General features: G+C 72.3%; 17 protein-coding genes. 12 read left to right on the plus strand and 5 right to left on the minus strand.

Annotated elements, in window-relative coordinates:
• Positions 1–151: 151 nt before the first annotated feature.
• A complete protein-coding gene (locus EDF47_RS17950; protein WP_132099683.1) occupies positions 152–1,471 on the minus strand; it encodes an MFS transporter in 1,320 nt (439 codons plus the stop codon).
• Positions 1,472–1,540: 69 nt separating this feature from the next.
• On the opposite strand from EDF47_RS17950, the gene EDF47_RS17955 reads away from it, so the two are divergent.
• From EDF47_RS17955 to EDF47_RS17965, 3 genes are all read left to right on the plus strand, one after another.
• Positions 1,541–1,912, plus strand: a complete 372-nt coding sequence (locus EDF47_RS17955) for an FKBP-type peptidyl-prolyl cis-trans isomerase (protein WP_123293932.1) — start codon at positions 1,541–1,543, stop codon at positions 1,910–1,912.
• Positions 1,912–2,748 (plus strand): aldo/keto reductase, encoded by an 837-nt coding sequence (locus EDF47_RS17960; protein WP_132099684.1) that lies wholly within the window; start codon positions 1,912–1,914, stop codon positions 2,746–2,748. The genes EDF47_RS17955 and EDF47_RS17960 overlap by 1 nt, the downstream gene beginning before the upstream one ends.
• A gap of 73 nt (positions 2,749–2,821) precedes the next feature.
• Positions 2,822–5,065 carry an AAA family ATPase gene (locus EDF47_RS17965; RefSeq protein ID WP_243692389.1) on the plus strand — a complete coding sequence of 748 codons (2,244 nt, stop codon included), beginning with the start codon at positions 2,822–2,824 and terminating at the stop codon, positions 5,063–5,065.
• Between the two features lie 153 nt (positions 5,066–5,218).
• Here the strand turns inward: EDF47_RS17965 and EDF47_RS17970 are convergent, their stop codons facing one another.
• Genes EDF47_RS17970 through EDF47_RS17980 form a run of 3 tightly spaced genes read right to left on the minus strand, consistent with a single transcriptional unit; the run spans position 5,219 to position 7,700 of the window.
• A complete protein-coding gene (locus EDF47_RS17970; protein WP_132099686.1) occupies positions 5,219–5,488 on the minus strand; it encodes a protealysin inhibitor emfourin in 270 nt (89 codons plus the stop codon).
• A 38-nt stretch (positions 5,489–5,526) separates the two neighbouring features.
• Positions 5,527–6,576, minus strand: a complete 1,050-nt coding sequence (locus EDF47_RS17975) for a M4 family metallopeptidase (RefSeq protein ID WP_132099687.1) — start codon at positions 6,574–6,576, stop codon at positions 5,527–5,529.
• Between the two features lie 41 nt (positions 6,577–6,617).
• Positions 6,618–7,700: a glycoside hydrolase family 6 protein gene (locus EDF47_RS17980; RefSeq protein ID WP_132099688.1), complete on the minus strand. Its 1,083-nt coding sequence runs from the start codon at positions 7,698–7,700 to the stop codon at positions 6,618–6,620.
• A gap of 116 nt (positions 7,701–7,816) precedes the next feature.
• On the opposite strand from EDF47_RS17980, the gene EDF47_RS17985 reads away from it, so the two are divergent.
• The 8 genes from EDF47_RS17985 to EDF47_RS18020 all read left to right on the plus strand — a co-directional run bounded on the left by EDF47_RS17985 (position 7,817) and on the right by EDF47_RS18020 (position 12,910).
• On the plus strand, positions 7,817–8,263 hold the full coding sequence (locus tag EDF47_RS17985; RefSeq protein WP_123293926.1) for a VanZ family protein: 447 nt from the start codon (positions 7,817–7,819) through the stop codon (positions 8,261–8,263).
• Positions 8,264–8,365: 102 nt separating this feature from the next.
• Positions 8,366–8,635 carry a 30S ribosomal protein S15 gene (rpsO, locus tag EDF47_RS17990; protein WP_070416523.1) on the plus strand — a complete coding sequence of 90 codons (270 nt, stop codon included), beginning with the start codon at positions 8,366–8,368 and terminating at the stop codon, positions 8,633–8,635.
• 137 nt (positions 8,636–8,772) lie between these two features.
• Positions 8,773–9,390 carry a CE1759 family FMN reductase gene (locus tag EDF47_RS17995; RefSeq protein ID WP_123673424.1) on the plus strand — a complete coding sequence of 206 codons (618 nt, stop codon included), beginning with the start codon at positions 8,773–8,775 and terminating at the stop codon, positions 9,388–9,390.
• A 125-nt stretch (positions 9,391–9,515) separates the two neighbouring features.
• A complete protein-coding gene (locus EDF47_RS18000) occupies positions 9,516–9,875 on the plus strand; it encodes a hypothetical protein (protein WP_133939020.1) in 360 nt (119 codons plus the stop codon).
• Positions 9,872–10,837, plus strand: a complete 966-nt coding sequence (locus tag EDF47_RS18005; protein WP_208321006.1) for an FAD:protein FMN transferase — start codon at positions 9,872–9,874, stop codon at positions 10,835–10,837. The genes EDF47_RS18000 and EDF47_RS18005 overlap by 4 nt, the downstream gene beginning before the upstream one ends.
• Complete coding sequence (locus tag EDF47_RS18010; RefSeq protein WP_133939016.1) at positions 10,837–11,394, plus strand: ferric reductase-like transmembrane domain-containing protein; 558 nt, start codon at positions 10,837–10,839, stop codon at positions 11,392–11,394. Before EDF47_RS18005 ends, EDF47_RS18010 begins: the two co-directional genes overlap by 1 nt.
• Positions 11,391–12,662: an NADH-ubiquinone oxidoreductase-F iron-sulfur binding region domain-containing protein gene (locus EDF47_RS18015; protein WP_133939014.1), complete on the plus strand. Its 1,272-nt coding sequence runs from the start codon at positions 11,391–11,393 to the stop codon at positions 12,660–12,662. Before EDF47_RS18010 ends, EDF47_RS18015 begins: the two co-directional genes overlap by 4 nt.
• 38 nt (positions 12,663–12,700) lie before the next feature.
• Complete coding sequence (locus EDF47_RS18020; protein ID WP_133939012.1) at positions 12,701–12,910, plus strand: ferredoxin; 210 nt, start codon at positions 12,701–12,703, stop codon at positions 12,908–12,910.
• A gap of 25 nt (positions 12,911–12,935) precedes the next feature.
• Here the strand turns inward: EDF47_RS18020 and EDF47_RS18025 are convergent, their stop codons facing one another.
• Entirely contained in the window at positions 12,936–14,150 is a 1,215-nt protein-coding gene (locus EDF47_RS18025; RefSeq protein WP_133939010.1) for a lytic transglycosylase domain-containing protein, read from the minus strand.
• Between the two features lie 281 nt (positions 14,151–14,431).
• Here EDF47_RS18025 and EDF47_RS18030 point away from each other — a divergent pair, with 281 nt between their 5' ends.
• Positions 14,432–16,699 carry a polyribonucleotide nucleotidyltransferase gene (locus tag EDF47_RS18030; protein WP_123938813.1) on the plus strand — a complete coding sequence of 756 codons (2,268 nt, stop codon included), beginning with the start codon at positions 14,432–14,434 and terminating at the stop codon, positions 16,697–16,699.
• The last annotated feature ends 68 nt before the right edge of the window (positions 16,700–16,767 follow it).

Genomic DNA, 16,767 nt, shown 5'->3' on the forward strand with positions numbered 1-16,767 from the left:
AACGCCTCGACGCCATGACGCCGAGAGAAGCTCTCGACGAGCTACTCTCGGCGTCACTGACAGGCGGTGTTGCACCGACCACTTGAATCCACCCGCGGAAGGTTCGCGCAGATCTGTCGCTTTCGCGGGAGGGCCTGCGGCCGCTCGCCGTTCAGTTGGCGTGGGGGTGCAGGGCGTCGTAGCGGCGGAAGGAAGGCACGAGGCGGAGGAGCAGCGCGACGAGCGCCACGATGAGCACGCCGCCGATGATCGGCGGGTACGCGATGCCGGCCGCGACGACCAGGCCCGCGTAGAGGTCACCGAGCCGTGGACCTCCTGTGACGACCACGATGAAGATGCCCTGCAGCCGGCCGCGCATGCCGTCCGGCGATGCCGCCTGCAGGATCGTGTTCCGGAACACCGAGCTGACGTTGTCCGCACCGCCGGCCGCCGCCAGGAACAGGGCCGCGAGGCCGAGCGCGGGCAGGATCCCGACCGAGAACGACTCGCCCGAGCGTCCGCCGAGCACGTGCGCGAGCGCGATGACGACGCCGAACGCCGCGATCGCTGCGCCGTACGCGGTGATGGCCCAACCGACCGCCTCGCCCTGGCGGCGCACGTGCCCGAGCGGTCCGGAGAAGACGCTCGACAGCAGTGCGCCGATCGCGTAGGCGGCCGTGAGGGTGCCCACGGTGATCGATCCGCCGCCGATGACGAGTGCCCCGATCGCGGGGAACAGGACGCGGGGCTGGCCGAACGTCATCGCGACGATGTCGAGCACGAACGTCATGGTGATGTTGCGCGACCTCCGCAGGAACCGCGCGCCCTCGACCAGGGAGCTCAGCCCCGGACGGAGAGCACCGTGGTCGGCCGCCATCCGCGGCAGCGTGAACACCCCGAGGAACGCGAAGGTGAACAGGACGACGTCGATCGTGTAGGTCGGCGCGAACCCGACGCTCGCGATCAGGACACCGGCGACGGCCGGTCCGACGGTGACCTGGAACCCGGAGGCGATCCCGCCCAGGGCGCTCGCCGCGGGCAGCAGGTCGGTGCCGACGAGTCGCGGGACGATCGCCGAGCGCGAGGCGTTGCTCACGGTCGCCGCGACGGCGTTCACGGTCGCCAGGACGTAGAGCAGTGCGACGCTGTGCAGTCCGAGCCACGAGTGCGTGGCGATGAGGGCGACCGCGACCCAGGCGATGATCGACGACACGAGCGCGACGGTGCGCCGGTCGAAGGCGTCGGCGAGCATGCCGCCGTACAGGCCGGCGACCACCATCGGCAGCAGGGCGATGACCCCCACGAGCGCCACGGCGAAGGTGGAGTGCGTGATCTCGTACACCTCGAGCCCGACCGCCACCGTGGTCATCTGCGTGCCGATGCCGGCGATGGCGGTGCCCGCCCAGAGCCGGGCGAAGGCGGGGGATCGGCGGAGCGGGGTGAGGTCGGCGAGCAGGCGGCGGCGCGGCGGTGCGGGAGTGGGTCGTGTCACGGTGGAACCATTCTGCGGCCTGGGTGGCCGTTGCGTCTGCCGTTGCCGCGCTCTGGTTGACTGGATCGCATGACTGACCTCAACAGCAAGCCCGAGTTCGACGCGCCCGAGGGCCCGGCCCCCACCGATCTCGTCATCACCGACATCGTCGAGGGCTCCGGCGAGGAAGCGTCCGCCGGCTCGACCGTCAAGGTGCACTACGCCGGCGTCGAGTACGAGACCGGCGAGGAGTTCGACAGCTCGTGGAACCGCGGTGAGCCCATCGACTTCCCGCTCGCAGCGCTCGTGCGCGGCTGGCAGGAGGGCATCCCCGGCATGAAGGTCGGCGGTCGCCGCAAGCTCGTCGTCCCGCCGGAGCTCGCCTACGGACCCGCCGGTGGTGGCCACTTCCTGTCCGGCAAGACCCTGATCTTCGTGATCGACCTGCTCGGGGTGCGCTGATGCAGGTCGGTGCACCGACCATCGAGCTGAACGACGGCCACCGGTTCCCGGAGCTCGGCCTCGGCACCTACGGCCTGAACGGCGACGAGGGTGCGGCCGCGGTCGGCACCGCCATCGCGGGCGGCTACCGGCTGCTCGACACCGCACTGAACTACGGCAACGAAGACGCCGTCGGCCGTGCCGTCCGCGAGTCCGACGTCGCGCGTGAGGACCTCGTCGTCACGTCGAAGCTCCCCGGCCGCCACCACGGCTACGACGAGGCGCACCGCTCGATCGACGAGACCCTGGGCAACCTCGGGCTCGACCACGTCGACCTGTACCTGATCCACTGGCCGAACCCGTCGGTGGACAGGTTCGTCGACACGTGGAAGGCGTTCGTCGACCTGCGCGACAGCGGCAAGGTCCGCTCGATCGGTGTCTCGAACTTCACCCCGGAGCACCTGCGTCGCATCATCGACGCGACCGGTGTCGCCCCGGCCGTGAACCAGGTCGAGCTGCACCCGTACTTCCCGCAGGCAGAACTGCGGAAGGTGCACCAGGAGCTCGGCATCGTGACCGAGAGCTGGAGCCCGCTCGCCGTCCGGTCGGAGCTCCTCACCGAGCAGCCGATCACCGACGCTGCAGCGGCCCACGGTGTGACCCCCGGACAGGTCGTCCTGCGGTGGCACGTCCAGCTCGGTGCCGTGCCGGTGCCGAAGTCGGCCGACGCCACCCGGCAGCGCGAGAACCTCGACGTGTTCGGCTTCGAGCTGACCGACGCCGAGGTGCAGGCCATCTCCGGCCTCGAGCGCGGCCGGCTGTGGGACGCAGACCCGGACACGCACGAAGAGATGTGACCGACGACCCTTCGGGAACTGCGGGCCTCCAGCGGGCAGTACACTGGATTCCCCTCTTCCCGAAGGGTTGCGTGTGTCCGAACCGACCGAGATCGACCGCGAGCGCGGCTACGTGGACGGCCTCTTCCGCCGTCTCGACGAGCTGACCGCCGAGGCCGAGCAACGTCTCGCCGAGACCCGTCGTCAGGCGGTCGGCGGGAACCACCAGAGCCGCAGCGAGCGCGACGCGTACGCCCGACTCTACGAAGACACCGTGGCGACGCTCGAGCGCGTGGGGGACCGTCTGGTCTTCGGCCGGCTCGAGGTCTCCGAGCCCGACAGCTCCGAGGACGCCTTCCGCTACATCGGCCGGGTGGGGCTGCGTGACGCCGACCACCGCCCGCTGCTGCTCGACTGGCGGGTGCCCGGTGCCAGCGCGTTCTACCAGGCCACCGCGGCGCACCCGATGGGGATGCGCTCGCGTCGCCACCTGTCGCTCGAGGGCCGTCGGGTCGTCGGCGTCGAGGACGAGGTGTTCGACGCCTCGCTCTACGACGACGAGCGCACCCACCTGCAGGGCGAGGGGGCGCTGCTGGCCGCGGTGACCGCCGAGCGCACCGGCCGGATGACCGACATCGTCGCCACCATCCAGGGCGAGCAGGACCGGATCATCCGTTCCCCGCTCGAGGGTGTCCTGATCGTGCAGGGCGGCCCCGGCACCGGCAAGACCGCCGTGGCGCTGCACCGTGCCGCGTACCTGCTGTACTCGTACCGCGAGCGGCTGCGGGGTTCCGGCGTCCTGATGGTCGGCCCGTCGCCGGCGTTCCTGACCTACATCGAACAGGTCCTGCCGTCGCTCGGTGAGACCGGCGTCGTGATGGCGTCGCTCGGTTCGCTCTACCCGGGTGTGCACGCGACGACGCACGACTCCCGCGACGTCGCCGCCGTGAAGGGCTCCGCGCAGACGGCTGCGCTCCTGCGCCGCGCCGTGCGCTCCCGCCAGGTGGTGCCGACCGAGTCGGTGACGCTCGACGTCGAGGGCGAGCGGCTCGTGGTGCCGCCGCAGCTCGTTGCCGACGCGATGAAGCGCGCACAGGACCGCGGCAAGCCCCACAACGCCGCGCGGGTGACGTTCAACAAGCTCGCGCTCGACGCGATGACCCGGCTGCTCGCCGAACAGCTGCGCGAGCGTGGGACGACGGTGGACGAGGCCGACGAGAAGGTCCTGCGCGAGGACATCCGGAGCTCGTACGACGCCCGGGTACTGCTCAACACCGCCTGGCTACCGCTGCCCCCGGAGAAGTTCCTCGAGGACCTGTACGCCCGTCCGAACTGGCTCGCCTCGCTGACCCCGGACTGGACCCCGGAGCGCCGTGCCCTGCTGCAGCGTGCACGCGGTGGTGCCTGGACGGTCGAGGACGTCCCCCTGCTCGACGAGGCCGCCGAACTGCTCGGCCCGTTCGACCCGACCGGCGGCGCCGCCAAGCGCGCGGCGAAGGCCAGCCGGAACCGCGACATCGAGAACGCGCGGCAGGCGATCGAGAACATGGGCGTCGAGGGCATCGTCACCGCCGAACAGGTCGCCGGCTCGTTCGCCGAGGGTGGCGACCCCCGCTCGACCGCGGAGCGCGCCGCCGACGACCGCGAGTGGACCTACGGGCACATCGTGGTCGACGAGGCGCAGGAGCTCTCGCCGATGCAGTGGCGCGTGCTCGCCCGCCGCAACCCGCTGCGCTCCTTCACGATCGTCGGCGACATGGCGCAGGGCTCCTCGCCCGGGGCCGCGCGCACCTGGGACGACGTGCTCGGCGCGCTCTCCCGCCGACGCCGTGGCCGGGCACCGCTCGTGCCGCTCGACCACCGCATCGAGCAGCTCACCGTGAACTACCGCACCCCGCGGTCGATCGTCGAGGCCGCAGGCGTGTTCGCCGACGGTGCCGGCCTGACCGTCACCCGCAACGAGGCCGTGCGCGACGGCGACCCCGTCGAGCGCGTCCGCGTCGCCCGCGCCGACCTGCTCGACACCGTCGTGTCGGTCGCCGACGCCGAGCGGTCGCGGATCGGTGCCGGCACCATCGGCGTGATCGTCCCGGAGTCCGAGGTCGACGCCGTCCGGCAGCGGCTCACGCGCACCGAGGCCGACGTGCGCGGGCTGGCCTCGCCGCACGCCGGGTCGCTCACGGTGCTCACCGGGGCGGACGCCAAGGGCCTCGAGTTCGACGGCGTGCTGCTCGTCGACCCCGACCGGGTCGGTGCCGACGCTGCGCGCCCGGCGGCCGCGGTCTACGTCGCGATGACGCGTCCGACGCGGCGCCTGACGGTCATCGACGTCGACTGAGGGGTCGCGTTCGCGCATCGCGCGGCCACTTCGTGAGCAGAAATGGTCGGGTTCGCCGCGCGGAGGCGACCACTCCTGCTCACGATCCGCGGCGGTCCGGCCGGCGCGGGGCGGACGGGAGGCCCGTGGCGGCTCCGGCACGGGCCTGCCGTCTCAGGGCTGGTCGCCTGCAGAGCGGACGCGCGCGACGAGGTCGGCCCACGCGCCGTCGAGTCGGCGTCCAGGGATCGTCACGGTCGTGCGCTCGACGGTGATCGTCCACGTGAAGTCGTCGGGGACCGGCGGCCCGGCCGTCGCCGGGGTCCGGGGGAGCGCGTCGACGACCTCGGACCACGCCGCGGGGTCGGCGCTCGTGTCGGTGTCGACCCGCCAGTGCCGCGTGGTACCGGCGAAGCCCCCGGAACGACGGACCTCGATGCGCATGCTCCCGACCGTACGCCGGTGCGTGGCGCTCGATCGTCTCAGACGAGGACGCCCACCGTCCGCCAGGCGTCCTGCACCGCGGTGTGCTCCGCGGAACCGGCGCCGAACCGGGACCCAGCGGCGTCGATCGTCACGGCGGCGAAGCCAGCGAAGTCGATCGAGGCGGTGACGGCGTCCGAGGTCAGGGCGTCCCACCACACGGCACCGGCGCCCTGCCAGGCGTACCCGCCGATCGCGGTCGCCGCCAGGAAGAACGCGTGGTTCGGGATGCCGGAGTTCGTGTGCACCCCACCGGCGTCGTCGGTCGTCACGACGAAGTCGGCCATCGTCGCGGGCTGCGGGTCCTTGCCGAGCACCGGGTCGTCGTAGGCGGTACCCGGGGCCCGCATCGAGCGCAGGGCATCGCCGTGCACGGCATCGGTGAAGAGCCCCTGGCCGATGAGCCAGCTCGCCTGCTCGGCGGTCTGCCCGGCCGCGTACTGGGCGACGAGTGAGCCGAACACGTCGCTGATCGACTCGTTGAGCGCCCCGGACTGCCCCTGGTAGGTCAGGTCGGCGGTGTACTGCGTGACGCCGTGCGCCAGTTCGTGCCCGATGACGTCGAGCGCGATGGTGAAGCGCCGGAAGACCTCGTCGTCGCCGTCGCCGAACACCATCCGGCTGCCGTCCCAGTAGGCGTTGTCGTAGTCCTGCCCGAAGTGGACCGTGGCGTCGAGGGGGAGTCCGGCACCGTCGATCGACACCCGGCCGAAGACGTCGAGCCAGAAGGCGTGGGTCGCACCGAGGCCCGCGTACGCCTCGTCGACGGCCGCGTCGCCGGTGACGGGGGCGCCCTCGCTCCGGACCACCGTGCCGGGCAGGGTCGTCGTGCCGCGGGCGTCGGCGATCGTGCGCTGGGGAGACCGGTCGACCGTGCCGCTGACACGGCGCGGGGCGACCAGGTGCTGGTGCTTCGGGCTCTGCACGAGCTCGAGCGACGCCAGTGCGGTGCGCGCGGCAGACGCCGCCCGGGGGAACTCGGCCGCCTGGGCCACGGCGTGGAGCAGGTAGGGCGGGACGACGGAGCGCCGGCTGTCGGTCGGGGTCATGCGCTCATGCAACCACCGGGCACCGACACCCCGGCACCGGCTCAGTCGCGCTTGCGGTTCTCGACCAGGCCGAGCGCGTAGGACTCCCACCACTGCCCGGCGGCCGGTCCACCGTTGCACGTGCCGTCGCTGAGCCCAGGGGTCTTGACCCAGAGCAGGGCGTCGAGCCGGCTCGATCCGCCGGTGACGTGCGGCGCCTGGCCGAGACCGGCGCCCTCGGGGTTGCACCACGTCCCGCGCCAGCCCTGACCGTTCCGGGAGACGTCGATGACGAAGTGCGGATCCCCACCGATCGCGTCGGCGAGTTCGTCGGCGTAGGCGCGTTCCTGGTCGACGCGGTAGAAGTTCGACACGTTCGTGAAGAAGCCCTGCACCTCGTCGACGCCCGCCTGCCGCAGCCAGTCGGCCATCGTCGCGGTCGGGACACGGTTCTCGTTGCCGCCGTCGAGGTACACCGTCAGTCCGTGCCCGGTCAGCGCGTCCACGGCCTTGCGGAGCAGCGGGAGTCGGGAGTCGCGGAGGCGCTCGCAGTTCTGGATCTGCGCGATCGCGTCCGGTTCGACGAGCACGACGGCCTTCGAGCCGGCCATCGCGCGGACGGCGGAGCGGACCCACGGCAGGTACGCGTCGTCGGTGGTGCCGCCCTTCGAGTAGCTGCCGCAGTCGCGGTCCGGCACGGTGTACAGCACGAACACCGGGGTGGCCTGCTGCTGCTCGGCGTTCCGGACGACGGTGCGGATCGTCGCGCGCGTCTCGGACCGCGAGGTGTTCGTGAGCCAGGTCGCGATCGGCTGGTCGGCGATGCGGGCGATCTGCGCCGCGGTGTCGTCGTGTCCGGCGGCGCGGGCCTGGCGCTCGCGGATGCCCGGCTGGTTCACGTCCGACGGCTGGTGCGCGAGGCCGCCGGGGAACGCCTGCTCCACGGTCTTCCGCGTCACGACGTCCCGTCCGCTCGCCGTCGGGTCGGCATCCGGGCCGCCGCCGTGCGGCACGACGACCACGAGCGTCGTCACGACCGCCGCGACACCGACGACCGCGGCCGCGATCCACAGCCACTGACGTCGCGCGGACGCACGCTTCCCCTGGTGCTCCGGCATCCGGCGGTCCTCCTTGTTCGCACCCATGCTGACAGGTGCGGGGGAGTCCTGACCAGGACACCGGGGTGTTCGTTCAGGTCGGCCGACGGCTTCTGCCAGGAGCGCTCCAGCGACCCCGCAGGACGGTGTTGCAGAATACCGGGATGTTCCGTCGACTCCTCCTCCTCGCCGTGACCGCGGCGTACGCCTGGGTGATCTGGCGGATGACGCTGACCCCGCAGGTCTTCACCTCGGCACAGAACTCGTTCGTGCTGCACGCGATCGCCTGGGTGCAGCAGCTGCCGCACGGCACCTGGTTCACGTACGAGCGCACCGAGTTCCTGGCCAACATCGCGATGTTCGTGCCGGTCGGCATGCTCGCCGCACTCTGGCTGCCGCGGCGCTGGTGGATCCTCGGGGCCCTGGTCGCGGTCGCCCTGTCGACCGGCATCGAGTTCGCGCAGGCCACCTACCTGCCCTACCGGGTCGCCGACCCCCGCGACGTGCTGTCGAACGGCCTCGGCGGACTGCTCGGCGCGACGCTCGTCGGACTCGTCCGCAGTCTGCTGCCGGCGCCCCGGCGTCGTCGCCTGCGCGCCAGGACCGCCTAGGACTCTGGTAGTCTTGCGCGGTTGCCGTCGAACGGCCGCGGACAAAGAGCGCTCGTGCATCAGGCACGGGCACCGCGCAACGGACTGAAAGGGGATCTACGCATGGCACTTGACGCGAAGGTCAAGCAGGAGATCATCGAAGAGTACGCGACCCACCCGGGCGACACCGGTTCCCCCGAGGTCCAGGTCGCCGTTCTGACGCGTCGTATCAACGACCTGAACGAGCACCTCAAGGAGCACAAGCACGACCACCACTCGCGTCGTGGTCTGCTGCTCATGGTCGGTCAGCGTCGCCGTCTCCTCGGTTACCTCTCCGACGTCGACATCGCCCGCTACCGTGCGCTCATCGAGCGCCTCGGACTGCGCCGCTAGTCGACGCCTCACGGCTTGACTGAACGCCCCGGTCCTCCTCGCGAGGACCGGGGCGTTCTCCGTTCCCGGGAATGGTTGCGCGCTGCGTGCGGTTCGGTACGATGTTCATGCAAACGCATCGAAAGTCGGGAACCACCATGACCACCATCGCCGTCGTCTCCGCCGGACTCTCCGAGCCCAGCTCCACCCGCCTGCTCGCCGACCGCCTGGGCGAGGCCGCCGTCGCCGCACTCGTCGCCGAGGGCACGCCCGCGCACGTCCTGCACGTCGAGCTCCGGCCGCTCGCGCACGAGATCACCGACGCGATGCTCACCGGCTTCGCGGCGCCCGCGCTGTCCGCCGCCACGGCCGCAGTGGTCGAGGCCGACGCCGTCGTCTTCGTGACGCCGATCTTCACGGCCGGCGTCAGCGGCCTCGCGAAGTCGTTCCTCGACGTCCTCGACAAGGACGCGCTCGCCGACCTGCCCGTCCTGCTCGGCGCCACGGGCGGGACCTCGCGGCACTCGCTCGCCATCGACCACGCCCTGCGTCCGGTCTTCGCGTACCTCCGTGCAGCGGTGGTGCCGACCGGCGTGTTCGCCGCGACCGACGACTGGGGGAGCGACGGCGACGCCGCGGCCCTGGACGGACGCATCCGCCGGGCCGGAGCGGACCTGGCCTGGGCGATCCGGGCCTCCCGGCGGGCCCCGCAGGAAGCCGACGCGCTCCCCGCGACCGTGGACTTCGCGAGCCTGCTCGGCGGCCTCGGTCACTGACCCGGACCGCTGACCCGTGGCGCGCTCTTAGGCGGACCACAGGGTTCGTGGGGTCGGAGTGCGGCCGGCTGGCGGCTCGCTCATCGGTGGGCTCGGGAACCTCGTCATGACGACGAGGAGGACCGATGGACACCAGAGGCAACGGCAAGCGATCCGCGCGGGTCACGAGTGCGCTCGTGAGCCTGGGCGGACTCGCGGTCGCGACGGTCACGGGTGCCGGGCTGTGGTTCGGGCACGAGCAGGCCAGCACGACGACGACCGACACGTCCACGAGCACGAGCACCACGACGGACTCCGGTTCGGGTACCGGGACGTCGGGCGACGCCACCACCGACTCCGGGTCCTCGTCCTCCTCGTCGTCGAACGACACGTCAACCGACTCGTCGAACGACACGTCGACCGACAGCGGCACGAGCAGCAGTGACACCGGCGTCTCGCAGGGCACCACCGGTGGGTCGTCCGACACGACGACGACGGGATCGTGACCGTGCGCGCCGCCGCTGAGTGGGACCTCTGGACCACCACCGCCCGGGTCGTCCTCGACCACCGCGACCGCCGCCACCTCGCTGCCGCCGAGTCCTGCGTCCGCGAGGTCACGGCCGCCGTCGACGCCGCGTGCAGCCGGTTCCGCGGCGACTCCGAGCTCCTGTCCCGCGCCGAGGACCTGGTGCGCGGCACCGAGGTCTCGCCGTTGCTGGCGACGCTCGTGCACCAGGCCGTCGACGCCGCCCGGCTGTCCGACGGGGACGTCGACCCGACGCTCGGCCGACGGATGGTGTCCCTCGGGTACGACGCCGCGTTCGCCGACGCGCTACCGGTCCCGTCACCCGACGCCGTGGCCCGATCGCTCGACGACCGCCCGGCGTGGCAGCGGATCCTGCTGTCCGGTACGTTCCTGCGGGTCCCCGAGGGCGTCACGCTCGACCTCGGTGCCACGGCGAAGGCCGCCGCCGCGGACATGGCGGCCGCGAGCATCACCGCGCGGCTCGGCGTCGGTGCCCTCGTCTCGCTCGGCGGGGACGTCGCCACGGCTGGCCCGGACCCCTCCGGCGGCTGGCAGGTGCGCGTGCAGGACTTGGCGGACGACCCCGTCGACCACGTCCGCATCGCCTCCGGGTGGTCCGTCGCGACCTCGAGTACGCAGAAGCGCCGCTGGGAGCAGGACGGGACCGCGCGGCACCACATCCTCGATCCCCGGTGGGGCCTGCCCGCCGACCCGGTGTGGCGGTCGGTGACGGTCGTCGCCCCCTCGTGCACCACCGCCAACACGATGACCACCGCCGCGGTCGTCCGGGGGCACGGCGCCGTGGAGTGGCTCCGGCAGAGCGGTCGTGCGGCCCGGCTCGTCGCGGCCGACGGCTCGGTGCTGCGGCTCGGCGGCTGGCCGGAGGACCAGGCTGCCGACGGTGCCGTCACTGACACCTTCGACGGGGCGGACGCCGCCTGATGGACACCGCGCTCTGGGTGATCGGCCGCGGCACGGGCGTCGCCGCCGTCGTGCTCCTGACCCTGACGGTCCTGCTCGGCATCGTGACCCGCGGCGGCCGACCGTTCCCCGGCCTGCCGCGGTTCGGCGTGCAGCTCGTGCACCGGGACGTCGCCCTCGCGTCCACCGTGTTCGTGGCCGTGCACGTGGTGACGCTGCTGCTCGACACCGAGGCCGAACTGCGCCTGCTGGACGCCGTCGTGCCGTTCATCGGCGCGTACCGCTGGTTCTGGCTCGGGCTCGGCACCCTGGCGGTGGACCTGCTCGTGGTGCTCGTCGTCACGGGGATGCTCCGCCGGGTGATCGGTCCGCGGGTGTTCCGCGCCGTGCACTGGGCTGCCTACGCCATGTGGCCGATCGCGATGGCGCACGCGATCGGCACCGGGACCGACGGCACGTCCGCCTGGTTCCTGGTGGTCGCCGGGGTCTGCGCCGCCGCCGTCCTCGGCGCCGTGGCCTGGCGCTGCACGGCCGGCGTCACCGCGTTCCGTCCGACCCCGAAGGAGGCCCTCCGATGACCCTGGCCCACCCGCTCACCGTGCCACCACCGACCGGCACGCAGCGACTCCTCGCCGCCCCCGGCCCAGGGCTCGACGCCCACCTCCGCACGCACGGGCCGCTGCCGCACGTGGGACCCGGGATCATCAACGAGATCGGTCTCGCCGGGGTCGACGGCCGCGGCGGAGCCGGGTTCCCGCTCGCCCGCAAGCTCGACGCCGTGGCGGGCCGGACCCGGCGCGGCAGCCGCGGTGCCCCCATCGTCATCGCCAACGGCGCCGAGGGGGAACCCGCCAGCCGCAAGGACGCCGTCCTGCTCGAACGCGCACCGCACCTGGTGCTCGACGGCATCGTCGTCGCGGCGCTCGCGATCGGTGCGACCGAGGCCGTGGTCGCCACGAGTGCGCGGCTCGCCGACCGGGTCCGGCAGGCACTCGCCGAACGCACCGACGGCCGGCGCGGCACCGGCACCGACCCGGTCGCCATCGAGGTCCGGGCACTGCTCCACACCACCTTCGTCGCCGGGCAGGCCACGGCACTCGCCTCGGCCGTCGCCGGAGGACGAGGACTGCCGGAGGACCGCGTCGTGCGGCTCGCCGACCGTGGCCCGAGCGGTCGCGCGACCCTCGTGTCGAACGTCGAGACCCTGGCCCAGGCGGCACTCGTCGCACGGTACGGGGCGGCGTGGGCGCGGAGCGTCGGCAGCGCGAGCGCTCCCGGCACCCGTCTCGTGACGGTCAGCGACGTGACCGACCCTGGCGGGGCCGTGGTGCTGGAGACTGCCGGGGGTGTGCCGCTCGGACAGCTGCTGGGGGCCTCCCGGCTATCGGCGGCCGACCCGCGACGGACGCGAGCCGTCCTGGTCGGCGGGTGGGGCGGCACCTGGCTGCCGGCCGCAGCGCTCGACGCGCGCCTCGACGTCGACGGACTCGCACCGTGGGGTGCGGCGCCCGGGGCGGGTGTGCTGGCCGTGCTCGACGACCGGACCTGCCCGGTCGGGGTCACCGCAGGCCTCGCCGCGGCGCTCGCCGGGGCGTCCGCCGGCCGCTGCGGGCCGTGCGTGAACGGGTTGCCGCGGATCGCCGACGTGGTCGCCGACCTGGCCTCCGGGCGTCGGGCGGGCGACCTGGCCGGCGAGGTCCGGCGGGTCGCTGCCCTGGTCGACGGGCGCGGGGCCTGCCACCACCCGGACGGCGTCGCGCGGATGGTGCGGAGCGCCCTCGACGTGTTCCACGACGACGTCCAGGCGCACCTGCGGGGCGCGTGCCTGGTCGGGGGACGACGGTGAGCGGCGCACCGGGCGGTGCAACCGCAGCCGGTCCCGTCGTGCTGCACGTCGACTGGACCCGCTGCCGGGGACGCGGCCTGTGCACCGAACTGTTCGCCGAGCGGCTGGCGCGCGACGAGTGGGGCTACCCGATCGAACGGGACGGCGGCGGCACCCGCGACGTGCCGGTGCGGCCGGACGAACGCGCCGCCGCTGCGGACGCGGTGGCGATGTGCCCGCTGCAGGCGTTGCGGCTGGTGGGGGAGTGAGCAGGGACGCGGCGAGCAGTGGTGCTCAGTACCAGTGCGGGTTGACGCTCATCTCGTGGCCCCACGCACCGCACGGCGACCCGTAGGCGCTCTTGATGTAGGCGAGTCCCCAGTTGACCTGCGTGTTCGCGTTCGTCCGCCAGTCCGCCCCGGCCGCCGACATCTTGTCAGCGGGCAGGGACTGCGGGATGCCGTAGGCGCCGCTCGAGGCGTTCAGCGCGTTCGCCCGCCAGCCGGACTCCTGCGTCCACAGCGACACCAGGCAGGAGAACTGGTCGTCGCCCCATCCGTACGAGCTCAGGGCGCTCCGCGCGTACGCCTGTGCGGCCGCGGGGTCCACCACGACACCGCCGGTGCTCGGGTAGCTCGTGCCCCCGCCGCCACCGGCGCTGGTGCTCCCGCCGCTACCGGTGTCGGCGCTCGCCGAGGCTGCTGCCGCCGCCTGTGCCGCGGCGGCCGCCGCACGCTTGCGCTGCTGTTCGGCCTTCTGCGCCGCGACCTTCTGCCCGAGCTCGTACCCGGCGGCCTGCTTCGCGGTGGTGTCCCGGAGCGACGCGAGCTGCGCGTACAGCTCGTCGCTGTGCTGCTCGGTCGACTCGACCGCGGCGTTCGCCACGGCCTCGGCGGACTTCGCCGCCGCGGACCGTTCCTCTGCGGCCTGCGCACGCGTCGCGCGTTCGGTCTCGGCGCGTTCGGCCTGTTCGTGCAGTGACGATGCCGTGCCGGCCGCGACGGACGCCTCGTCCATCACGCCGGACCACGTGGACGACAGCTGGTCGAGCGCGCCCAGCTGGTAGAGCAGCTGGTCGGGGTTCCCCGCGGTCGCGATCCGGGTGGTCATCTGGTTCGTGCTGCCGTCGCGGTACAGGTTCGCCGCCAGCTGGCCGGCGCGTGTCTGCGCGCGCTCGGCCGTCTCGGACGCGCGGTGCGCCTGGGCCTGGAGGCTCGTGGCGGCCTGGGTGGCCTCCGCCAGCTCCGCCTCGGCCGCGTCCGCCTTCGACGAGGCCGTCAGCGCGGCCTGCGACTTCACTGCCGCCTCGTCCTGCGCCGACTGCAGCGCGGCCTGCACCGTGGTGACCTCGGCGCGCTTGGCGGTCTCGTTCCCCTTGGCCTGCTGCACGTCCTGCCAGGTCGGGTACTCCGTCGCGGACGCCGGGACAGCGGTGAGGACCGGGGCGACGAGCGCGCCGACGACCACGGCGGCCGCGACGAGCACGCCCCGCGAGGGGGTGAGACGCATGGCAGCAGGTTACCGAGGCTCGCCCGGCCGTCAGCGAGCCGCGCCGCCGATTCCCTGTGGACTGGTAAAGTCCATCGTGTCCGAGGACCGTTTCCCCGGATGTTCGACACAACACTGCGCAGGCCGGGCACGGAGCTGGTCATCGGTGGTGGCTCGCGGGCCGGAACGGTTTCCCGAGTGCTTCTACTGCTGGCCAGACATGCGTCCGGAACGATCGGCGCGCACGCACCATCGAGTGCCGTCGCCACGGCCTGCCGAACACACATCAAGGAGGCACCCTTTTGGAGGGTCCCGAGATCAAGTTCGCCGAAGCCGTCATCGACAACGGCAAGTACGGCAAGCGCACCGTCCGGTTCGAGACCGGTCGGCTCGCACAGCAGGCGCAGGGCGCGGTCGCCGCGTACCTCGACGAGGAAACGATGCTCCTCTCGGCCACCAGCGCCGGCAAGCACCCGCGTGAAGGATTCGACTTCTTCCCGCTGACCGTCGACGTCGAGGAGCGCTCCTACGCCGCCGGCAAGATCCCCGGTTCGTTCTTCCGCCGCGAAGGCCGCCCGTCGACCGAGGCCATCCTGGTCTGCCGACTCATCGACCGGCCGCTGCGCCCGTCGTTCGTCGACGGCCTGCGCAACGAGGTCCAGATCGTCATCACCGTCCTGAGCATCGCTCCGGACGAGTTCTACGACGCGCTGGCCATCAACGCCGCGTCCGCGTCGACGCAGATCTCCGGTCTGCCGTTCTCCGGCCCGATCGCCGGTGTGCGCCTCGCGCTGATCGGCGAACAGTGGGTCGCGTTCCCGAAGGCATCGCAGCTCGCCGACGCCGTCTTCGACCTCACGGTCGCCGGCCGTGTCGTCACCGACGAGGCGGGCAACGAGGACGTCGCCATCATGATGGTCGAGGCCGAGGCCACCGAGCACAGCTGGGAGCTCATCCAGGGCGGCGCCACCAAGCCCGACGAGGCCGTCGTCGCGCAGGGTCTCGAGGCGGCCAAGCCGTTCCTCAAGTCCCTCGTCGACGCCCAGGCGAAGCTCGCCGCGCAGTCCGCCAAGGAGATCCAGGACTACCCGGTCTTCCCGCCGTACGCGCCCGAGGTCTACTCGGCCGTCGAGGCCATCGCGCTCTCCGAGCTCGGTGACGTCTACAAGATCGCCGCCAAGACCGAGCGCCAGGACGCCGACGACGCACTCAAGTCGCGCGTCAAGGAGGCCATCGCGTCGAAGGTGTCGGCGGGCGAACTTCCCGACGTCGCCAACTCGCAGGTCAGCGCCGCGTACAAGTCGGTCACGAAGAAGGTCGTGCGCGGCCGCATCCTGACCGAGCAGGTCCGCATGGACGGCCGAGGCCTCGCCGACATCCGTCCGCTCGACGCCGAGGTCGCCGTGATCCCGCGCGTCCACGGCTCGGCGATCTTCCAGCGCGGCGAGACGCAGATCCTCGGCGTCACCACGCTGAACATGCTCAAGATGGAGCAGCAGATCGACTCGCTGTCGCCCGTCACGAAGAAGCGCTACCTGCACCACTACAACTTCCCGCCCTACTCGACCGGTGAGACCGGCCGTGTGGGTTCGCCGAAGCGTCGCGAGATCGGGCACGGCTTCCTCGCCGAGCGCGCCCTCGTGCCGGTGCTGCCGACGCGTGAAGAGTTCCCGTACGCCATCCGTCAGGTCTCCGAGGCGCTCAGCTCCAACGGCTCGACCTCGATGGGTTCCGTCTGCGCCTCGACCCTCTCGCTGCTCAACGCCGGTGTGCCCCTCAAGGCCCCGGTCGCCGGCATCGCGATGGGTCTGGTGTCCGACACCGTCGACGGTCAGACCCGCTACGCGGCGCTGACCGACATCCTCGGTGCCGAGGACGCCCTCGGCGACATGGACTTCAAGGTCGCCGGTACCTCGGAGTTCGTCACCGCGATCCAGCTCGACACCAAGCTCGACGGCATCCCGTCGACGGTGCTCGACGCGGCGCTGAAGCAGGCCAAGGAGGCCCGCTCGGCCATCCTCGGTGTGCTGAACGAGGCGATCGACGCCCCCGACGAGATGGCGGACACCGCTCCTCGCGTCATCTCGGTGCAGATCCCCGTCGACAAGATCGGCGAGCTGATCGGCCCGAAGGGCAAGACGATCAACGGCATCCAGGACGAGACCGGTGCCGACATCTCGATCGAGGACAACGGCACCGTCTACATCGGTGCCGTCGACGGACCGTCGGCCGAGGCCGCTCGTGCGTCGGTCAACGCGATCGCGAACCCGACCAACCCGGAGATCGGGGACCAGTTCCTCGGCACCGTCGTGAAGATCGCCACGTTCGGCGCCTTCGTGTCGCTGCTCCCGGGCCGTGACGGTCTGCTCCACGTCTCCGAGGTGCGCAAGCTCGCCGGTGGCAAGCGTGTGGAGAACGTCGAGGACGTCCTGGGCGTCGGCCAGAAGGTCCTGGTCGAGGTCACCAAGGTGGACGACCGCGGCAAGCTGTCGCTCGCGCCGGTCGTCGCCGAGGAGTCGGACACCGACTCCAGCGGTGCCCGCGAGGAGTCGACGGACGCCACCGTCTGATCCACCCCTGGCACACGAACGGCCGTCGTCCCTTCCGGGGCGGCGGCCGTTCGTCGTTGCGGGGTCGT

The sequence above is a fragment of the Curtobacterium sp. PhB190 genome (assembly GCF_004365385.1).
GTDB lineage: Bacteria > Actinomycetota > Actinomycetes > Actinomycetales > Microbacteriaceae > Curtobacterium.

Excerpts from the sequence above, each read along its gene's own strand:
- EDF47_RS17980 (WP_132099688.1), bottom strand. The coding sequence starts at position 7,700 with ATGGGTGCGAACAAGGAGGACCGCCGGATGCCGGAGCACCAGGGGAAG.
- EDF47_RS18010 (WP_133939016.1), top strand. The coding sequence starts at position 10,837 with ATGGACACCGCGCTCTGGGTGATCGGCCGCGGCACGGGCGTCGCCGCC.
- EDF47_RS17995 (WP_123673424.1), top strand. The coding sequence starts at position 8,773 with ATGACCACCATCGCCGTCGTCTCCGCCGGACTCTCCGAGCCCAGCTCC.
- EDF47_RS17970 (WP_132099686.1), bottom strand. The coding sequence starts at position 5,488 with ATGCGCATCGAGGTCCGTCGTTCCGGGGGCTTCGCCGGTACCACGCGG.
- EDF47_RS18025 (WP_133939010.1), bottom strand. The coding sequence starts at position 14,150 with ATGCGTCTCACCCCCTCGCGGGGCGTGCTCGTCGCGGCCGCCGTGGTC.
- EDF47_RS17975 (WP_132099687.1), bottom strand. The coding sequence starts at position 6,576 with ATGACCCCGACCGACAGCCGGCGCTCCGTCGTCCCGCCCTACCTGCTC.
- EDF47_RS18015 (WP_133939014.1), top strand. The coding sequence starts at position 11,391 with ATGACCCTGGCCCACCCGCTCACCGTGCCACCACCGACCGGCACGCAG.
- EDF47_RS17985 (WP_123293926.1), top strand. The coding sequence starts at position 7,817 with ATGTTCCGTCGACTCCTCCTCCTCGCCGTGACCGCGGCGTACGCCTGG.
- rpsO (WP_070416523.1), top strand. The coding sequence starts at position 8,366 with ATGGCACTTGACGCGAAGGTCAAGCAGGAGATCATCGAAGAGTACGCG.
- EDF47_RS17960 (WP_132099684.1), top strand. The coding sequence starts at position 1,912 with ATGCAGGTCGGTGCACCGACCATCGAGCTGAACGACGGCCACCGGTTC.
- EDF47_RS17955 (WP_123293932.1), top strand. The coding sequence starts at position 1,541 with ATGACTGACCTCAACAGCAAGCCCGAGTTCGACGCGCCCGAGGGCCCG.
- EDF47_RS18000 (WP_133939020.1), top strand. The coding sequence starts at position 9,516 with ATGGACACCAGAGGCAACGGCAAGCGATCCGCGCGGGTCACGAGTGCG.